Raw genomic sequence first — 18154 nt, forward strand, 5'->3', positions numbered from 1 at the left:
TCCGGTTGCAGGGTTCAGGGACGCAGATGACCGACAAAAGCCTTGGCCACCGGTGACAGCGCACTATAGCGTCGCACCACCACGACGATGGCGCGGCTGGCCCAGGCTTCGTCCAGCTCCAGGGCTACCAGTTTCATCGGCTTGAGATAGGGCCGCACGATGGACTCGGGCAGCACGCACAGGCCCAGGCGAATCGCCGCCAGCCGGCACATGGCCTCGAAGCTGCTGATGCGCACGCGTTGACGGATGCCGCGCTGGAGCAGCGCCGCCTGGCGCGAGAGCAGGGCGTTCATCGAGCTTTCCACGTGGGGGCCGATGAATTCGTGATCCAGGGTCTCGGCGAAGCTGACCCGGTCACGTCCGGCCAGGAGGTGATCCGCGGCGGCGATCACCACCAGTCGCTCGCGGCGATAGGCGAAGGTCTCCAGGTCCAGGGCGGCGGTATCGGCCGCGACGATGCCCACATCCGCCCGGCCTTCGGCCACCGCCTGGACGATGCTTCTGCCCACGCGCTCCTCGATGTCGAAATCCACCCGCGGATAGAGGCTCATGAAGCTGGCGAGATCGGGGGTCAGGTGATTGGTCAGCGCCGAGGTGATGGCTTGCAGGCGGATATGGCCGGTGGCGCCGCTGCCGTGCTCGTTGAGTTCCAATTGCATGAGGCGCAGATCGCCATGCACCCGCTCCACATAGTGCAGCATGGTCTCGCCGGCCGGGGTGAGTCCCATGCCACGGGCGTGCCGGATGAACAGTGGCACCCCGACCTGGTCTTCCAGTTCGCTGATTCTCTTGCTCACGGCGGAGACGGCCAGATGGCAGAGCCGCGCGGCACGGGTGACGTTGCGCTCCTGGGCCACCACCCGGAAGACGTTCAGGCTGACCAGATCGTAGCGTGGCGCAGAGCCGCTCATGGGCGATCCTCGCAAGGGGTCAGGGGGCGACGGCCAGGGCCCGTTCGAAGAAGTCCGGCGTGCCGAAGTTGCCGGATTTGAGCGCCAGGGCGATGTCCCCCCGGGCGCCGCTGCCCAGGGTCCAGGGTACGCCCGGGGCGATGGGCGCCCCGATGCGCAGACTGACGATCGCCAGGGCCTTGACCACCGCCCCCGAGGTTTCGCCGCCAGCCACCACCAGCCGCGTCACGCCACGCGTGTGCAGGCCCTGGGCGATGCGGGCCAGGGCGTCTTCCACCAACTGGCCGGCGCGCTCCACGCCCAGCTGTGCCTGGGCCTTACGCACCTCTTCGGGGTCGGCACTGCCATAGATGAGCACCGGCTCGGTAGCCAGGCGCGCTTCGGCCCAGGCGAGCGCGGCACCGACCTGATCGTCGCCCGTGGCCAGGGCCAGCGGATCGAGGCGGAAGCCAGGGCGGTGCTCTAGCCAGAGGGCCACCTGGCCGCGGGTCGCGGTGGAACAGCTGCCCGACAGCACGGCAGCCAGACCGGGTGCAGCGGGCAGGGCTGATGCTTCGGCATGGGCGGCCAGCAGGCCGCGGCGGCGGAAGTTGGCCGGCAGCCCCAGGGCCACGCCGGAACCCCCGGTGACCAGTGGATGATCCGCCACGGCTGCACCTATGGCGTGCAGGTCGGCGTTGTCGATGGCGTCGACGATGGCATGGCGAACGCCCTGCGCCTGGAGGTCGGCCAGGGCCGTGGCCAGGGCTGCGCTGCCCTGACGCACCTGGGGCAGGCGTACCAGGCCGACGGGATGGGGTGTTTGTGCCTGTAGTGCCCGCACCAGGTTGCTGTCGGTCATGGGGGTCAGCGGGTGGTGGCGCATGCCCGACTCGGCCAGGGGCTGGTCGCCGACGAACAGCTGGCCGAGGTAGAGCGTCCGGCCGTTTTCGGGAAAAGCGGGGCAGGCGATACTCAACGTGGCGCCCAGGGCACCGGCCAGGGCATCGGCGACCGGTCCGATGTTGCCGGCCGCGGTGGAATCGAAGGTTGAGCAATACTTGAAGAAGAATTGCCGGCACCCCAGCGCGCGCAGATAGGCCAGGGCCGCCAGGGACTGGGCGACCGCTTCGGCGGTAGGCAGGGTACGGGTCTTGAGGGCGACCACCACGGCGTCGACGTCGCTGGGCAGGGGACCGTCCGGCACGCCCAGTACCTGAACGGTGCGCATGCCCTGGGCCACCAGGGTGCTGGCGAGGTCGGTACCGCCGGTGAAGTCGTCGGCGATGCAGCCCAGGAGCGGCGTGGCCATGGAGATTCTCCTTGTTCTTGTCAGGGGTCTCCGGGGCGCGCACGCCCCGGAGAGGCGGGTATGACCTCAGCCGCGCAGGACCTGGGCCACTGCCTGGCCGAAGGCGGCGCAGCCCAGGCTGCCACCCAGGTCGGCGGTGCGCTTGGCCGGATCCTCCAGCACCTTGTCCACCGCCTGGTCGATCGCCGCGGCCGCTTCCTGCAGCTTGGCATTGCCACGGTGCTCGCCCATCCAGTGCAGCATCATGCCGATGGACAGGATCATCGACACCGGGTTGGCCTTGTCCTGACCTTCGATATCCGGCGCCGAGCCATGCTGGGCCTGGGCGCAGCAGTGGATGTTGCTCGCCATGATGGAGCCGGCGAGGCCCAGGCTGCCGGAGAGTTCGCTGGCCAGGTCGCTGATGATGTCGCCATAGAAGTTGGTGGCCACCAGCACGTCGAAGCGCTCGGGGTTGCGCACCAGGTGCGCGGTGGAGGCGTCCACCAGCAGATCGTCGAGCTGCACCTCGGGGAATTCCTTGGCCACGTTGCGCACGCATTCCAGGAACAGGCCGTCGGTCATGTGGAAGCTGTTGGCCTTGTGAATGGCGGTGACCTTGCGCCGGCGCTTCATCGCCAGCTCGAAGGCCTGGCGCGCGATACGCTCGCTGCAGTGACGGGTGATCTTGCGGGTGGACAGCGCCATGTCCGGGGAGGGCATCACCTCGCCCCAGCCGCGGCTCATGTTGCGATCCGGATAGAAGCCTTCGGTGGCCTCGCGCATGATCACCAGGTCCATGCTCTTGCCTTCCCTCATGTTGGAGGCGAGGAACGGCCGGGTGCGCGCCGGGCGCACGTTGGCATAGAGATCGAGGCCGATGCGAAAGCCGGCAGAGACGTTGCGACCGCCTTTTTCGGGCGCCGGGTAGTCGGCGTGGGATTGGGTGCCAAGGATCACGCCATCGTAGGTCTTGGCCTTTTCCAGGGTCTCGTCACGTAGGGTAATGCCGTGCTTCTCCAGGCTGGTGAAGCCGACGTCGTCGTAATCGAAGGTCAATCCCAGGCCGAACTTTTCGTTGGCGACATCCAGCACGGACATGGATGCCTGGATGATTTCGGGACCGATACCGTCGCAGGGCAGGACCAGAATACGCATTGTTTTCTCCTTGTAGATTCTGTGGGGACGTCGGCCTGATGGCTGAGCCTGAGGAGGTCACAACTTGGGCAGGACGATTTGTACTTTATGTCATCTAAAAACAATTCACGCAACGGTGCAGGACAAAAAAAGCGACATCGATTCGTGCCTGGCGAACGTGTGGGCTCAGCGCCCGTATGGGTGACGGGCGTGCAGGGGCATTGAGGGTCAGGCGCGCGGGCGAATCAGGCTGGCTGCTTTGCCGCGTCTTCTTCGGCGGCTTCCAGCTGGCGGTCTTGGGCGGCCTTGAGCCGGCTGACCACGTCGAGATGCTGGTGCAGGAAGAGCGCCGCTTCTTCGCGACTGCCGCCTTCGAGCAGGTCGAGGATATGCAGGTGTTCCTGACTCTGGCCGATCTGCCGCGAGCGTTCGACGTTGGAGCGGTAGGCCATGAAGCGACGCAGCTGATTCTGCCGGCGGATGGCTTCGAGTAGAAAGACATTGCCCGAGCAGCGCACCAGCAATTCGTGGAAGCTGGAGCCGATCTCGAACAGCTGGGCGCGGGACAGGGTGAACAGCTCCCCGTCCAGCAATCGTTGCTGCCGCTGGCGGGCCTGGGCGAAGGCGCGTTTGTCGATGCGATAGCCTGGCTCGCGCAGGGCGAAGGGCTCGATGGCCATGCGGAAGCGATAGCTCTGGATATGGGCTTCGCTGTCATGCAGGAAAGTATTGATCTCCCACCCCTGGCCGGGGCGGCGTTCGATCATGGCCTCGCTGGCCAGGCGGTTGAGCACCTTGAGCAACTGGCCGCGAGGGATCTGGTAGCGCCGCAGCAACTCGGCCTCGAAGAAGCTGCTGCGGATGTCGCCACGCAGCATGTCGTCCACCACCCGCAGGTAGAGCTCCTCATAGGGATCGTCCTCGCTGGGCAGGGCGGCCTGCTCGATGGTGGTGGCGTTGCGGGTGAGGAAGAAGCCGCGATTGGGCTCCTTGCGCGCCAGGCCCAATTGTTCCAGCAAGGCGAAGCCCCGTCGTACCGGCGAGCGGGAAACGCCCAGTTCCTTGGCGAAGGCCTCCTCGCGCAACGGATCACCGGCTTTCATCGAGCGGGCACGGGCAAGGTCGATGATGCGCGGGGCGAGTTGTTCGGCGAGGTCTTTTTTCATCGGGAATCTTCTGGACGACGGGTACCGGAGCGCAGGTACGGAAGAGGTTGGCCAGCCGGGTCTGGCGGAGCGCCCTGACGTTACCATAACCACGGCCATCCGGAGCGGTCGACCGCGCCGGACGCACCGTCGCCGAGACCGTCAGCGGGCCGAGTAGAGCGGGAACAGCCCCAGCGCCATGGAGACCGCCATGAGCAGAAAGCTCAGGGCGAACGCCCATTTCATGGTGTATCTCTGGTGATCGCTGAACTCGACCCCGGCCAGGCCCACCAGCAGATAGGTGGACGCCACCAGCGGACTGAGCAGGTGTACCGGCTGCCCGATCAGCGAAGCGCGGCCGATCTCCGCCGCGCCTATGCCATAGGCTTCGGCCGCATGGGCCAGCACCGGCAGTACGCCATAGTAGAAGGCGTCGTTGGACATGAAGAAGGTGCCGGGAATGCTCAGCAGCGCGGTGATGGGCGCCAGGTAGTTGCCCCAGCTCTCCGGCAGGGCCCAGAGCAGCGAGCCGGACATGGCCTTGACCATGCCGGTCCCGGAGAGGATGCCGGCGAAGATGCCAGCGGCGATGAAGATCGAGATCTGCGTCAGGGCCGCGGGGGCATGGGCCGAGATGCGCCGACGCTGGTCGTCCATCTGCCGGTAGTTGATGGTCAGGGCGATGCAGAAGGCGACCATGAATAGGATCGGCAGTGGCAGCAGTTCGATCACCAGGCAGGTCATCAGCGCCAAGGTGAGCAGGGCATTGAACCAGAACAGCTTGGGCCGGCGCAGTTCGGCGTTCTCGTCGCTCAGCGTGAGCAGATCGCCCATGTCTTCGTCCATGCCCGTCGCGCGCAGCGGATTGCCACCCGGTGCCACCAGCAGGCCCAGACGGCGCCGCTCCTGCAGCCCCAACCAGAAGGCCAGCGCCAGGACCCCGATGAAGCTGACGATCATCGGCGGGATCAGCGGGATGAACAGCTGGCTGGTTTCCACCTGCAGTGCCGCGGCGACCCGGGCCATGGGTCCGCTCCAGGGCAGCAGGTTGGTGACGCTGGCAGCGAGGATGACCACGCAAGGCAGGATCAGCGGATTCAGCCGCAGGCGGCGGAACAGCGGCAGCATGGCGGTCAGGGTGATCATGTAGGTGGTGGAACCGTCGCCGTCCAGGGACACCATGCCGGCCAGCAGGGTAGCGAAGAGCACGGCCTTCGCGGGATCGCCTTTGATCAGCTTGATGAAGGTGCGGATGATGGGATCGAACAGCCCGGTATCGAACATCAGGCCGAAATAGAGGATGGCGAACATCACCATGATGGCGGTGGGTGCGACCTTGCGCAGGCCATCGATCATCATCGGCCCCATCTCCGGTGCAAAGCCGCCGATGATGGCGAAGATGATGGGGATGATGGTCAAGGCCACCAAGGGCGGCAGCCGCTTGCTCATGATCAGCACCATGAAGGTCACGATCATTCCATAGCCGAGCAGAGAGAGCATCTGTATCTCCTGGTTCCAAAATACAACTTTTGTTGTGGTTGTCGTTGTGTTCGGTGGCGGAGTGGCGATCAGCTCATGTGGAGACCGCCATTGAGGGAGAAGTCCGCGCCGGTGGCGAAGGCCGATTCGTCCGACGCCAGCCAGGAGCACATGGAGGCGATCTCTTCCGGCGTGCCCAGGCGGCGCATGGGGATCTCGTGGACGATGCGATCCATGAGTTCGGTGCGGGTCAGGGCCTTGAGCCGTGGCGTGGCGATGTAGCCGGGCGAGACGGTGTTGACCGTGACCCCGCGGGCCGCCAGCTCGCGGGCCAGGGCGCGGGTGAAGCCGCGGATCGCCGACTTGGCGGTGGAATAGTTGACCTGGCCGACCTGACCGAGCTGGGCGTTGACCGAGGAGATGTTGATGATCCGTCCCCAGCCGCGGGAGGTCATGCCATCGATCACCTGGCGGGTGACGTTGAACAGGGAGTTGAGGTTGGTATCGATCACCGTCTGCCAGTCACCCGGTTGCATGTCGCGGAACACCACGTTGCAGGCGGTACCGGCGTTGTTGACCAGGACATCGACGGGGCCGACCTCGTCGCGAATCTTGGCAAAGGCAGCGCGGGTGGATTCCCAGTCAGCGACGTTCCCTTCGGCCGCGATGAAGTCGAAGCCCAGCTTGCGTTGCTGTTCCAGCCAGTCGGCCTTGAGCGGTGAGTCCGGACCGCAGCCGGCGATGACGGTGAAGCCGTCCCGAGCCAGGCGTTGGCAGACGGCGGTTCCCAATCCGCCCATACCGGCGGTGACGAAAGCGATGCGCTTGCTCATGTGTAGCTCTCCTGTTGTCGTTCTTGTCGGGCGTGAGCCGTGTAAGGCACGGTAAGATGAATCGAATTGTCTTGTAAATACACAAGATACAATTATGAGGATGGGCGGTAGCTTTCGGTGGGTTTGGGCGTTTCGGCCTCGAGCTAGCGAGGCCCTGGATTCACATCCGTCCTTCGCTCAGGGTCTTGCGGATCACGTAGGGCAGGATGCCGCCCTGGCGCAGGTAGAGGATCTCCTGGTTGGAATCCAGCGGCAGTTCCAGGGTGACGCTGTCACTCTGGCCATCCGGGCGGGTGATCTGCAGCCTGATGAGGTTGATGCCTACCCGCAGTTCATCCAGCCCGGCGAAGTCCAAGCGCTCGTCACCGCTCAGGCGCAGGCTTTCGGCGCCCTGCCCGGCGGGGAAGCGCACCGGGAAGATGCCCATGCCGATCAGGTTGCTGCGGTGGATGCGCTCGAAGCTCTGCGCCACCACCAGCCGAACCCCCAGGGTAGCCTGCGCCTTGGCCGCCCAGTCGCGACTGGAGCCGGCGCCGTAGTTGAGGCCGGCGAACACAACCAGTGGCCTGCCCTGGCGAACCCAGCTGAGGGCGGCGTCGTACACCGGCAATACCTCGCCGTCCGCCGCCCGCGCCCAGCCGCCCTGGCCCGGATGCGCCGGCAGCAGGCGATTCTTCACCGCGCGGTTGACGAAGGCACCGCGCATCATCACCTCGTGATTGCTGCGCCGGGTCGAATACTGGTTGAGGTCTTCCGGCGCCTCGCCATGGGCGACCAACCAACGGCCCGCCGGGCTGTCCAGGGGGATGGCACTGGCGGGCGAGATGTGGTCGGTAGTGATGTTGTCGCCCAGCACCATCAGCGTGCGGGCGTCGCGCACGGCCAACGACGTGGGCGGCTCTGGGGTGATCCCCTGCAGATAGATCGGCCGGCGCAGATAGGTCGAGCTGGGCGACCAGGGAAAGCGCACGCTGCCCTCGGCGGACAACGCCTGCCAGTGGTGGGTCCCATCCCAGAGAGTGGCGTTGCGCTGGCGGAACAACTCCGGGCGCACTGTCTCGCGGACCAGCGCCTGGACCTCGTCATCGCCCGGCAGCAGATCGCGTAGGTAGACGGGCTGACCGGCTTGATCCAGCCCCAGCACGGCCTGTTCGAGATCGACGTCGATGCTGCCCGCCAGGGCATAGGCGACCACCAGGGCCGGCGAGGCGAGGTAACCGAACTGCGCCTTGGGATTGACCCGACCTTCGAAATTGCGATTGCCCGAGAGCACCACCACTGTCTTCAGGCCCTGGTCGGCGAAGGCTTCCATGTGGGCTTCGAAGGTGCCCGAGTTGCCGATGCAGGTCATGCAGCCGAAGCCGGCCAGGTCGAAACCGAGGGCGGCGAAGTCGCTCAGCAGATCGGCCTCGCGCAGGTAGTCCGCCACCACGCGAGAGCCAGGGGAGAGCGAGGTCTTTACCCAGGGCTTGCGGGTGAGGCCACGTTCGCGCGCCCTTCGCGCCAGGAGACCGGCCTGGATCATCTGGCTGGGGTTGGCGGTGTTGGTGCAGCTGGTGATGGCGGCGATGGAGATGGCACCATGGGTCAGCGGCTGGCCGAAGCTCGGCTCGAAGTAGTCCGCCGTAGCTCCGGTGGAACGCGCGATCAGACCGGCGTCCGGGTTGGTCGGCACCTCGGCTCGAAAGGAGTCGCGGGCTTTGGCCAGCGGTTGCCATTGGTGCGGCTGGTGCGGACCGGCCACGCTGGGCTCGATGCTGGCGAGGTCCAGCGGAATGACCTCGGTGAAGACCGGCTCGGGATCGCTGTCGTGGCGCCACAGGGTCTGGGCTTCCAGGTAGGCCGCGACCCGCTCGCGCAGCTCTGGGGTGCGGCCAGTGAGCTCGAGGTACTCCATGGTCACCGTATCGAAGGGGAAGAACACCACGGTCGCGCCGTATTCCGGTGCCATGTTGGAGAGGGTGCCGCGGGCGGCCCAGCTCAGGCCCGACAGGCCCGGTCCGCAGAACTCGACGAACTTGCCCACCACGCCGCGCTGGCGCAGCAACTGGGTGACTTTCAAGGAAAGGTCAGTGGCGGTCACCCCCGGACGTAGCGCATTGGTCACACGGATACCGATGACCTCGGGAAAACTGATCGGTACCGGCTCGCCCAGCATGGCCGCCTGGCCTTCCAGACCGCCCACGCCCCAACCGAGGATGCCGATGGCGTTGATCATCGGCGTATGGCTGTCGGTGGCGACCATGTCGTCCGGGTGCAGCAGCGGTTGGCCGTCGCTGGTCTCGCTTTCCCAGACCACGGTGCCCAGGGACTCCATGTTGACCTGGTGGATGATGCCGGTGCCCGGTGGAACCACCTTGAAGTTGTCCAGGCTCTTCTGCGCCCACTTGATGAACTGGTAGCGCTCGGTGTTGCGGCGGTAGTCGATGTCCAGATTGGCTTCCACCGCGTCCGGCTCGGCGAAGCGTTCGACGATCACCGAGTGGTCGATGGTCAGCACCGCCGGGATGCGTGGATTCATCCGGCTCGGATCGCCGCCCAGTTCGGCCACCATGTCGCGCATGCCGGCGAAGTCGGCCAGGGCGGGCAGGCAGGTGGTGTCGTGGAACATCAGGCGGTTGGGCAGGAAGGGCGCCTCGCATGGCGGGCCTTCGCCACGGGCACGGGCCAGCACCGGCGGTAGCGCCTCGGGAAAGCAGCGGGCGACGTTTTCCACCAGCAGACGCAGGGAGTAGGGCAGGCGCGCCAGGGTGTCGGCGTCGAACAGACGCTTGAGGTCGACATAGGCGTAATGCCGGTCGCCGAGGGTGAGCTGGCCGGTGTAGGTGGAATCCAGGGCAAACTTCATGGGCTGTCCGGTCTGGTTGTCGTGATCGTGGGCGGTGTGAGCGCCATGCTAGGAAAGCAGGCCGTCACTCGAAATTGGTATCTGGCTAACGCAGCGTTCTCGGTCGGCGAACGCTGGAATTCAGGCATGGCCAATATTGTTCGTTATTGATATAAAAGACAATAATAGTGACCTGAAATCATTACGGGCTGTTGCTGCCCAAGGGACGTCAGCTCCTAAATAGACGAGGTCCACCTTGCTTACCGCCCTGTCCGATCCGGTCTTCCTGACCAGTCTGCTCCAGATCGTCATCATCGATATCCTGCTCGGCGGCGACAACGCCGTGGTGATCGCCCTGGCCTGTCGGCGTCTGCCGGAAGCGCAACGCCGCAAGGCCATCCTGGGCGGGGTGGCGGGTGCCGTGATCCTGCGCATCCTGCTGCTGTTCGTCGCCAGCTACGTGCTGGGCTGGCCACTGCTCAAGGTGGTGGGCGGCGTGCTGCTGCTGTGGATCGGCATCAAGTTGCTGGTGCCCGAGAATGACGAGGCCGACGTCAAGGCCGGTACCACCCTGGGCCAGGCCATCTGGATCATCATGGTGGCCGATGTGGTGATGAGTCTGGACAACGTCATCGCCGTGGCCGGCGCAGCCCAGGGCCATCTAGGCCTGGCCGTCACCGGGGTGCTCATCAGCATCCCCATCATCATCTTCGGCAGCCAGCTCATCCTGCGCCTGATGGAACGCTTCCGCTGGCTGGTCATGGCCGGGGCGGCCCTGCTCGGCTGGATCGCCGGCAAGCTGATCGCCAGCGACGAACTCCTGCAGGCTTGGCTCGGTACCGGAGACCTGCACTGGGTTCCCTATGCGGCCGGCGTCGCCGGCGTCCTCATCGTGCTCGTGACCGGCCAGCTACTGGCACGGCGAACGGTTACGGCCTGACCGATCTTTCGACCACCAAGGAGCATCACCATGACCTTCAAGACCACCGACCTGTGCGACGAGCATGGCGACCAGGCGCGAGTCCTGCAGCCGATCTTCCAGGACCTGGGCGGTCGCACCGATTTCGCCGGACCGGCGCTGACGGTCAGGTGCTTCGAGGACAACTCGCGGATCAAGGAATTGAGCCAGCAGCCGGGCGAGGGACGCGTGCTGGTGGTCGATGGTGGTGGCAGCGACCGTTGCGCGCTGCTCGGCGACATCATCGCCGAGGACTTGATGAAGAACGGCTGGGCCGGTGCGCTCATCTATGGCCAGGTCCGCGACAAGGCGGTGCTGGCGGGACTACCGCTGGCGGTCAAGGCACTGGGCGTCTCGCCGCGCAAATCGGTCAAGCGCAACGAAGGCCAGATCGGCGAGGCGGTGACCTTCGCCGGGCAGACGATCCGCAGTGGTGATCAACTCTATGCCGATGCCGACGGCGTGATCATCCTCGACGTCCGCTAGGCGCTTCTGCCAGCTACCAGCCGCCGTTCTGGCGGCCCTTCACGAGTGCTTTCGCCATGACCGCCGCCAAACGGATCTTTCTGATCCACGCCACCCGCATCGCCATCGAGCCCATCAACGCGGCCTTCGCCCAGGGTTGGCCCGAGGCGCTGCGCTTCGATCTCTGGGACGACTCGCTGTCGAAAGACGCCAGCACCGCTGGCGGCAGTACGACAGCGCTGGACCAGCGCATCCAAGACCTGGCCGAGCATGCCTTTCGCGCCCAGGCCGATGCCGTGCTCTTTACCTGCTCGGCCTTTTCCAGCGCTATCGAAGCCTGCCAGCGCCGCTATCATCGACCGGTCCTCAAGCCCAACGAGGCCATGGTGCAGGAGGCCCTGGCCAAAGGCGGGCGCATCGCCGCCCTGACCACCTTCGGTCCGGCGGGCGCGGTCATCGTCAACGACTTCGAACTCGAGGCAAGCGGCCGTGGTCAGGCAGCGGACATCACACCGATCCTCTGCGAAGGCGCGCTGGAAGCCCTGCATGCGGGTGACCAGGCCCGCCACGACGCCCTTATCGCCGCGGCTGCCGAGCGGCTACGCGGCGACTATGACGTGCTCTGCTTCGCGCAGTTTTCCATGACCGCCGCGCAATCGGCCAGCGAAGCCGCCTGGGGCGGCTCGGTGCTTACCACACCGGCCAGCGCCGTGCGGCGGCTGCGACAGCTGCTTGAAGGCTAGGACCTTTCCAGCGATCGAATTCACCCGGTCCCGCATCTCCGTGCATATGGTTAGTCAAATTCCGTCTTTACCAAAAGTTATAACAGCTCATTAGCCTATAACGCTTTCGGATGGCCAGTCGGCACGGAGCGTAAGGATGAGCAGGGTAGGGAAGGGCTTGGCGGTGATCGCCGCCGTGGTAGGTGCCCTGGGCTTCGCGGGCAGTGCCGCCGCCGAGGGCAGGATCAGCATCGCCCAGCAATTCGGTATCGGCTATCTGATCCTCGACGTGGTGCGCGATCAGCAGTTGATCGAGAAGCACGGCAAGGCCGCCGGCCTGGATATCCAGGTGGACTGGAACAGCATCTCCGGCGCCACTGCCATGAACGAGGCGCTGCTGGCCGGCTCGCTCGACGTGGTCTCCGCCGGGGTACCGCCGATGCTGACGGTCTGGGATCGCACCCGCGGACGACAGAACGTCAAGGCCATCGCCGCCCTGGGCGCCATGCCCAACTTCCTGCTGAGCAATCGCGCCGAGGTCAGGTCGATAAAGGATTTGACCGACCAGGATCGCATCGCCGTGCCGGCGGCGGGCGTGGGCTTCCAGTCGCGCACCCTGCAGATCGAGACTGCCAAGGTCTTCGGCGACGCCCAGTTCAAGAAATTCGATGCCATCAGCGTGAGTCTGCCGCACCCGGATGCTAGCGCTGCCCTGATGGCGGGTGGTGCGGAGATCACTACCCATTTCTCCAGCCCGCCGTTCCAGTACCAGGCGCTGGAGAATCCGCGGGTCCATCGCATCCTCAGCAGCTACGACGTCCTCGGCGGTCCGGGCACCTTCAACGTGCTCTACACCACCGAGAAATTCCACGACGAGAACCCCAAGACCTACCGCGCCTTCTACGGCGCCTTGGTAGAGGCTGCCGCCTTCATCCGCGCCAACAAGGCCGCGGCCGCCGAGGCCTATATCCGCGTCGAGCATTCCAAGCTGCCGCTGGCCCTGGTGCAGCGCATCGTCGAGGACCCGGAGATCGAGTTCACCGTCGAGCCCCAGCGGACCTTCGTCTACGCCCAGAAGCTGCATGAGCTGGGCGTGCTGAAACACCAGGCTGCCGCCTGGCAGGACTACTTCTTCCCCGAAGCCCACGAGCGTCCCGGCAGCTGAGCTGGACCACCAAGGAGAACACTCCAATGACTCTCGCATCCCCCCGTCCGGCCGCCGGCCAGACTTTCGAGATCCGGCCCTTCGGCAACCTGGGCGCCGAGATCCTCGGCATCGATCTGGCCCAGCCGCTCAATGCCGAAGACTTCGCCCGCGTTCATCGCGCCCACCTGGACCACCATGTGGTGGTGTTCCGCGACCAGCGCATCACCCCCGAAGAGCAAATCGCCTTCAGTCGCCGCTTCGGTGAGTTGCAGATCCATGTGCTCAAGCAATTCCACCTGGCCGGCCACCCGGAGATCCTCATCGTCTCCAACATCGTCGAAGGCGGTCAGCCGATCGGCCTGGGCGATGCTGGTAAGTTCTGGCACTCGGATCTCTCCTACAAGGAGCTGCCGAGCCTGGGTTCCATGCTGCATGCCCAGGAATTGCCGGAAGAGGGCGGCGATACCCTCTTCGCCAACATGCACCTGGCCTACGACACCCTGCCAGCGGCGCTCAAGCGCCAGGTCGAGGGTCTCCAGGCCGAGCATTCCTATACCGCCACCTACGCCAAGCCCAAGTTCGAGGGCAACTGGCGGCCGACCCTGACCGCCGCGCAGCTGGCCGAGGTCAAGGCGGTGGTGCATCCGGTGGTACGTACTCATCCGGAAAATGGCCGCAAGGCGCTGTTCGTCAGCGAGGGCTTCACCACCCACATCGTCGGCCTGCCGGAAGACGAGAGTCGCGAGCTGCTGGCCGAGCTGCATGCCCACAGCGTCAAGCCCGAGCACCTCTATCGCCACCAATGGCAACCCCACGACCTGGTGTTCTGGGACAACCGCTCGCTGCTGCACCTGGCGGCCGGCTGCCCCAATCATCTGCGGCGCAAGCTGTATCGCACGACCATCCAGGGCGATGCGCCGTTTTAAGGGAGGAGACGACCATGAATGCCCCTCTAGCTTCCCGTCCGCACCTGACCCTGGCGCAGACCCAGCCGCTGCTGCAGGTGCAGGATCTCGACCTCGAATACCGCACCCGCGAACGCCGGGTGCGGGCTACCCACCAGGTATCTTTCGAGGTGCATGGCGCCGACCGTTTCGTGCTGCTCGGGCCGTCCGGCTGCGGCAAGTCCAGTCTGCTCAAGTCGGTGGCGGGCTTTCTGCCGCCGCTGCACGGCGAGATCCGTCTGGACGGCCAGCCGGTCAAGGGACCGGGGCCGGATCGCATCGTGGTGTTCCAGGAATTCGACCAGCTGCCGCCGTGGAAGACGGTGCTGGAGAACACCATGTTCCCGCTGCTCGCCAGTCGCCAGGCCAGTCGTGGCGAGGCGCGCGAGCGGGCGCTGCACTACCTGGACAAGGTCGGCCTGGCGCGCTTCGTCGACGCCTATCCGCATCATCTTTCCGGCGGCATGAAGCAGCGGGTGGCCATCGCCCGCGCCCTCGCCATGCAGCCCAAGATCCTGCTGATGGACGAACCGTTCGCTGCGCTGGATGCCCTAACCCGGCGCAAGATGCAGGAAGAACTCCTGGCGCTTTGGGACGAGGTGCGCTTCACCCTGCTGTTCGTCACCCACTCCATCGAAGAGGCGCTGGTGGTGGGCAATCGCATCCTGCTGCTGTCGCCCCATCCGGGCCGGGTCCGCGCGGAACTCAACTGCCACCAGTTCGGCCTTGAGGACTTCGGCGGCGCCGAATTCCAGAGCACCGCGCTGCGCATCCACAACCTGCTGTTCCCCGACGACGTTCAGACCCTGCCGCCGGAGGTCGCCGACGAGCGCCTGCGCCTGCAGCAGGCCATCGTCCAGGGCCGCATTTCCTACTAGTTTCGAGGTAGACCCATGACTCGACAGCCCCCGGTGCGGGCCGAATACCAACGGGACCTCGCGCCCCTCAACGACTTGCCGCTGGCGGTGGAGCTCCCTCTGACCACGCGCCTGTGGAGCCAGGCCTGGCTGCGCAAGCTGGTGATCCTGGCGATCCTCATGCTGGCCTGGGAAGTGGCCGCCCGCTGGCAGGGCAACGACCTGCTGCTGCCCAGCTTCCTGCAGACCGCCGCGGCCTTCTGGGATGGGCTGGTCACTGGTGAGTTACCAGCCAAGGTCGCCATCTCTCTGGGTACCTTGCTCAAGGGCTATCTGCTGGGCGTGGTGCTGGCCCTGGCGCTGAGCGCCCTGGCCGTCTCCACCCAGTTCGGTCGCGACCTGCTCGGCACCCTGACCTCGATGTTCAATCCGCTGCCGGCCATCGCCTTGTTGCCGCTTGCGCTGCTCTGGTTCGGCCTGGGCGAAAACAGCCTGGTGTTCGTGCTGGTGCATTCGGTGCTCTGGCCCATGGCGCTGAACACCTACTCGGGCTTTCTCGGCGTCTCCGACACCCTGCGCATGGCCGGGCGCAACTATGGCCTCAAGGGGCTGAGGTACGTCGGGCTGATCCTCATCCCGGCGGCGTTGCCGGCCATCGTCTCGGGCCTCAAGATCGGCTGGGCCTTCGCCTGGCGCACCCTGATCGCCGCCGAGCTGGTGTTCGGCGCCTCCAGCGGCAAGGGCGGCCTGGGCTGGTACATCTTCCAGAATCGCAACGAGCTCTACACCGACCGCGTCTTCGCTGGCCTCGCCGCGGTGATCATCATTGGCCTGCTGGTGGAAGGCCTGGTGTTCGCCACCTTGGAGCGGCTGACGGTGAAGAAGTGGGGGATGCAGCGGTAGGGCTGGGTATCTTCTTGTTGGGCTTCGCTGCGCTCAACCCAACCTACGGCATAGCCCCGTAGGTTGGGTCGAGACGGCTTTATCGTCGAAGCTCAACAGATCGCGGGTTGCTGTTCGCCAGTAGTACATGGCGGCTTGCACTCCTGGCGGTCCGCAGGGCTATCGCTCCTATGAAGAATTTCTGTTCAAAAGCCAACATCCTCCAACACCGATAACCCGCCGCTGTTCTACCGCTTTACCCTGATCTAGCCTTAATAGAGCCACTCCCTCACAGAGGTTTCGCTCATGTATGCCTTCCGTATCGAGCCCCTGACGTCACTGACTGCATCGACCTCAGTACCCCATCTGAGCGCGGTGTGCATCACGACACAGCGTCAGTCCGCTCGGTCCAAAAGGAAGGTCTTTCATGTCCAAAGAAGTGCTTGGAATCTTCGCCATCGCCCTGATGATCATCGGCGAAGGCTGCATCATCTACGCCGAATTGGCAGCGGCGCGGTTGGCGGCTGCGGTCGGTTTCGATTGGCATGATGCGCTGCTATTGGCGGGGCTCGCTTGCTTTTCCGGTTTCTGCCTGTTGCTGGCCTACGGCCTGGGCTATCGGGCTACCGGTGATATCTGGGTGGTCGCGGTCGTTTCCGTACTGGTGTTATTGGTCTGCGAGCCATTGCTGATCTGGCTGCTATTCCAGGAGGTACCGGGTCGGGGCGCTCTGGTAGGTTTCATCCTCGGCGCCCTGGGGTTGGCGGCTACGGCCTGGCTTTGAAGATCGTCAGCGTAGTATGAGTGATTGGCCAATCGCGGCCATGGGCCGCTCCTACGGGCAGGTGGCTGCGGTCGACGAGGTCTTCTCGGATCGACTGAGACCGGTATTCGCTCGATTTAACCCTTCAGGAGAATGTGGAGGCGAGGGCGCCCTTGTGGCTGAATTACCTGGTGGAAAAAAGCTACGCCGTTTCCACGCTACGGCGCTTGGTCGTTGGGCTTCGCTGCGCTCAACCCAACCTACGACATAGCCCCGTGGGTTGGGTTGAGACGGCTTTATCGTCGAAGCCCAACAGGCCACGGATTTGGTCCAGGAACAACGACTTTCAAGCCTCACTCGGATAACCCCTCTCCCTTGGGGAGAGGGCTGGGGTGAGGGCGCCCCTCGCACCGAAGGCCCTGGTGGAAAAGGCTAACGCCTTTTTCCACGCCGAGGCGCCCTGGGATCGTTTGGGCGATCGCGGCCATGGGCCGCTCCTACGGAACGAGGAAGTACTGCTGCTTCTACCCTTGAAGAGCGTCGCTTCATGAGGCAAGCCACCATCTTTAAATGCATGTTTCAAATAAAACAATAATTAGGATATGCGCATAAGGAATTTCCTTCTTATGCCCTGGTTGCCTAAGGTGGAACCCAGCCAACGCCTTCCTGAAGGCGTCCCCTTACCTCGGCACGGGATTCACTACCATGAGCGTCCAATTCCTCGGCATGATCGGCCACCGCCTCACCTCGGAGATCATCGCCCCCTCCGGTCCCATCTTCGACAAGGGCTATATCACCCGCTTCGCCCAGGCCCACGAGCAGGCCGGCTTCGATCGCATCCTGGTCGGCTACTGGTCCGATCAGCCCGACGGCTTCCTGGTCACTGCCCTGGCGGGGCAGGCCACCCGGACGCTCAAGTTCCTGCTGGCCCACCGTCCCGGTTTCGTCGCCCCGACCCTGGCGGCGCGCAAGCTGGCGACCCTCGATCATCTGCTCGACGGTCGCCTGGCGGTGCACATCATCAGTGGTGGCAGCGATGGGGAGCAGCGCAAGGACGGCGACTGGCTCGACCACGACCAGCGCTATGCCCGCACCGAGGAATTCCTCGACGTGGTCCGCCAGGAGTGGACCAGCACCCAGCCCTTCGATCACGAGGGCGAGCACTACCGGGTGGCGAAGGGCTTCTCCGCCATCAAGCCGCTGCAGCAGCCGAGCCTGCCGGTCTATTTCGGCGGCTCCTCGCCAGCCGCATTGCGGGTGGCCGGCAAGCACGCCGACGTCTTCGCGCTGTGGGGCGAATCCCTGGCCCAGACCCGCGAGACCATCGCTGCGGTCCGCGCCGAGGCGGCGCGCCATGGCCGTACCCCAAAATTCAACGTGTCCTTCCGGGTGATCCTTGGCGACACCGAGGATGATGCCTGGGCCAAGGCCGAGGCCATTCGCCAGCAGGCCAAGGCGCGCCTCGCCGCCGACGGCGCCGTGCATACCGCCAAACCCGAAGCGGTCGGGGCACAACGTCTGCGCGATACCGTGGCCCTGGGCGACCGTGTGGATCGCCGGCTCTGGACCGGCATCGCCGCCCTGGTCGGCGGCGGGCACAACTCCACCGCCCTGGTGGGCACCGCCGAGCAGGTGGCCGATGCCCTGCTGGACTACTACGACCTGGGCGTCGACAGCTTCCTGATCCGCGGCTTCGATCCGCTCAACGACGCCGTCGAGTACGGCCGCGAACTGATTCCCCTGACCCGGCAGAAGGTCGCCGCGCGCCTGGCCGGTGCCCGCCGCACCGGCTGAACCCCGACATCTGACACCTG

Annotated in this window: 16 protein-coding genes; 9 read left to right on the forward strand and 7 right to left on the reverse strand. The window is 65.2% G+C overall.

Features of this window, described 5'->3' with window-relative positions; genetic code table 11:
- Nucleotides 1-14: 14 nt before the first annotated feature.
- The 7 genes from V6W80_RS09395 to acnA form a co-directional block, all read right to left on the reverse strand.
- A complete protein-coding gene (locus V6W80_RS09395; RefSeq protein WP_338546742.1) occupies nt 15-911 on the reverse strand; it encodes a LysR family transcriptional regulator in 897 nt (298 codons plus the stop codon).
- A gap of 19 nt (nt 912-930) precedes the next feature.
- Complete coding sequence (gene otnK / locus V6W80_RS09400; protein WP_338546744.1) at nt 931-2202, reverse strand: 3-oxo-tetronate kinase; 1272 nt, start codon at nt 2200-2202, stop codon at nt 931-933.
- Between the two features lie 66 nt (nt 2203-2268).
- Nucleotides 2269-3339 carry an isocitrate/isopropylmalate dehydrogenase family protein gene (locus V6W80_RS09405; RefSeq protein WP_068383946.1) on the reverse strand — a complete coding sequence of 357 codons (1071 nt, stop codon included), beginning with the start codon at nt 3337-3339 and terminating at the stop codon, nt 2269-2271.
- A 224-nt stretch (nt 3340-3563) separates the two neighbouring features.
- On the reverse strand, nt 3564-4484 hold the full coding sequence (locus V6W80_RS09410) for a GntR family transcriptional regulator (RefSeq protein WP_017639661.1): 921 nt from the start codon (nt 4482-4484) through the stop codon (nt 3564-3566).
- Between the two features lie 141 nt (nt 4485-4625).
- Nucleotides 4626-5963 carry a CitMHS family transporter gene (locus V6W80_RS09415; RefSeq protein WP_338546747.1) on the reverse strand — a complete coding sequence of 446 codons (1338 nt, stop codon included), beginning with the start codon at nt 5961-5963 and terminating at the stop codon, nt 4626-4628.
- 68 nt (nt 5964-6031) lie between these two features.
- The gene (gene phbB, locus V6W80_RS09420) at nt 6032-6775 is read right to left on the reverse strand and encodes an acetoacetyl-CoA reductase (protein ID WP_017639663.1); all 744 of its coding nucleotides are present in this window, start codon (nt 6773-6775) and stop codon (nt 6032-6034) included.
- A 160-nt stretch (nt 6776-6935) separates the two neighbouring features.
- On the reverse strand, nt 6936-9623 hold the full coding sequence (gene acnA, locus V6W80_RS09425; RefSeq protein WP_338546748.1) for an aconitate hydratase AcnA: 2688 nt from the start codon (nt 9621-9623) through the stop codon (nt 6936-6938).
- Nucleotides 9624-9858: 235 nt separating this feature from the next.
- Here acnA and V6W80_RS09430 point away from each other — a divergent pair, with 235 nt between their 5' ends.
- The 9 genes from V6W80_RS09430 to V6W80_RS09470 all read left to right on the forward strand — a co-directional run bounded on the left by V6W80_RS09430 (nt 9859) and on the right by V6W80_RS09470 (nt 18134).
- Nucleotides 9859-10542: a TerC family protein gene (locus tag V6W80_RS09430; RefSeq protein WP_017639665.1), complete on the forward strand. Its 684-nt coding sequence runs from the start codon at nt 9859-9861 to the stop codon at nt 10540-10542.
- 30 nt (nt 10543-10572) lie between these two features.
- Nucleotides 10573-11046: a ribonuclease E activity regulator RraA gene (gene rraA / locus V6W80_RS09435; protein ID WP_257706207.1), complete on the forward strand. Its 474-nt coding sequence runs from the start codon at nt 10573-10575 to the stop codon at nt 11044-11046.
- A 56-nt stretch (nt 11047-11102) separates the two neighbouring features.
- On the forward strand, nt 11103-11768 hold the full coding sequence (locus V6W80_RS09440) for an aspartate/glutamate racemase family protein (RefSeq protein WP_338546750.1): 666 nt from the start codon (nt 11103-11105) through the stop codon (nt 11766-11768).
- Nucleotides 11769-11904: 136 nt separating this feature from the next.
- Entirely contained in the window at nt 11905-12912 is a 1008-nt protein-coding gene (locus tag V6W80_RS09445) for an ABC transporter substrate-binding protein (protein WP_338546751.1), read from the forward strand.
- 26 nt (nt 12913-12938) lie between these two features.
- Nucleotides 12939-13820 carry a TauD/TfdA family dioxygenase gene (locus V6W80_RS09450; RefSeq protein WP_184290749.1) on the forward strand — a complete coding sequence of 294 codons (882 nt, stop codon included), beginning with the start codon at nt 12939-12941 and terminating at the stop codon, nt 13818-13820.
- Nucleotides 13821-13834: 14 nt separating this feature from the next.
- A complete protein-coding gene (locus V6W80_RS09455; protein ID WP_017639670.1) occupies nt 13835-14716 on the forward strand; it encodes an ABC transporter ATP-binding protein in 882 nt (293 codons plus the stop codon).
- Nucleotides 14717-14731: 15 nt separating this feature from the next.
- Nucleotides 14732-15598 carry an ABC transporter permease gene (locus tag V6W80_RS09460; protein WP_338546754.1) on the forward strand — a complete coding sequence of 289 codons (867 nt, stop codon included), beginning with the start codon at nt 14732-14734 and terminating at the stop codon, nt 15596-15598.
- A gap of 406 nt (nt 15599-16004) precedes the next feature.
- On the forward strand, nt 16005-16361 hold the full coding sequence (locus V6W80_RS09465; RefSeq protein WP_338546756.1) for a hypothetical protein: 357 nt from the start codon (nt 16005-16007) through the stop codon (nt 16359-16361).
- A gap of 684 nt (nt 16362-17045) precedes the next feature.
- Nucleotides 17046-18134: an LLM class flavin-dependent oxidoreductase gene (locus V6W80_RS09470; protein WP_338546758.1), complete on the forward strand. Its 1089-nt coding sequence runs from the start codon at nt 17046-17048 to the stop codon at nt 18132-18134.
- Nucleotides 18135-18154: the final 20 nt, after the last annotated feature.

It is taken from the genome of Pseudomonas benzopyrenica, from assembly GCF_036884265.1.
Lineage (GTDB): Bacteria > Pseudomonadota > Gammaproteobacteria > Pseudomonadales > Pseudomonadaceae > Chryseomonas > Chryseomonas benzopyrenica.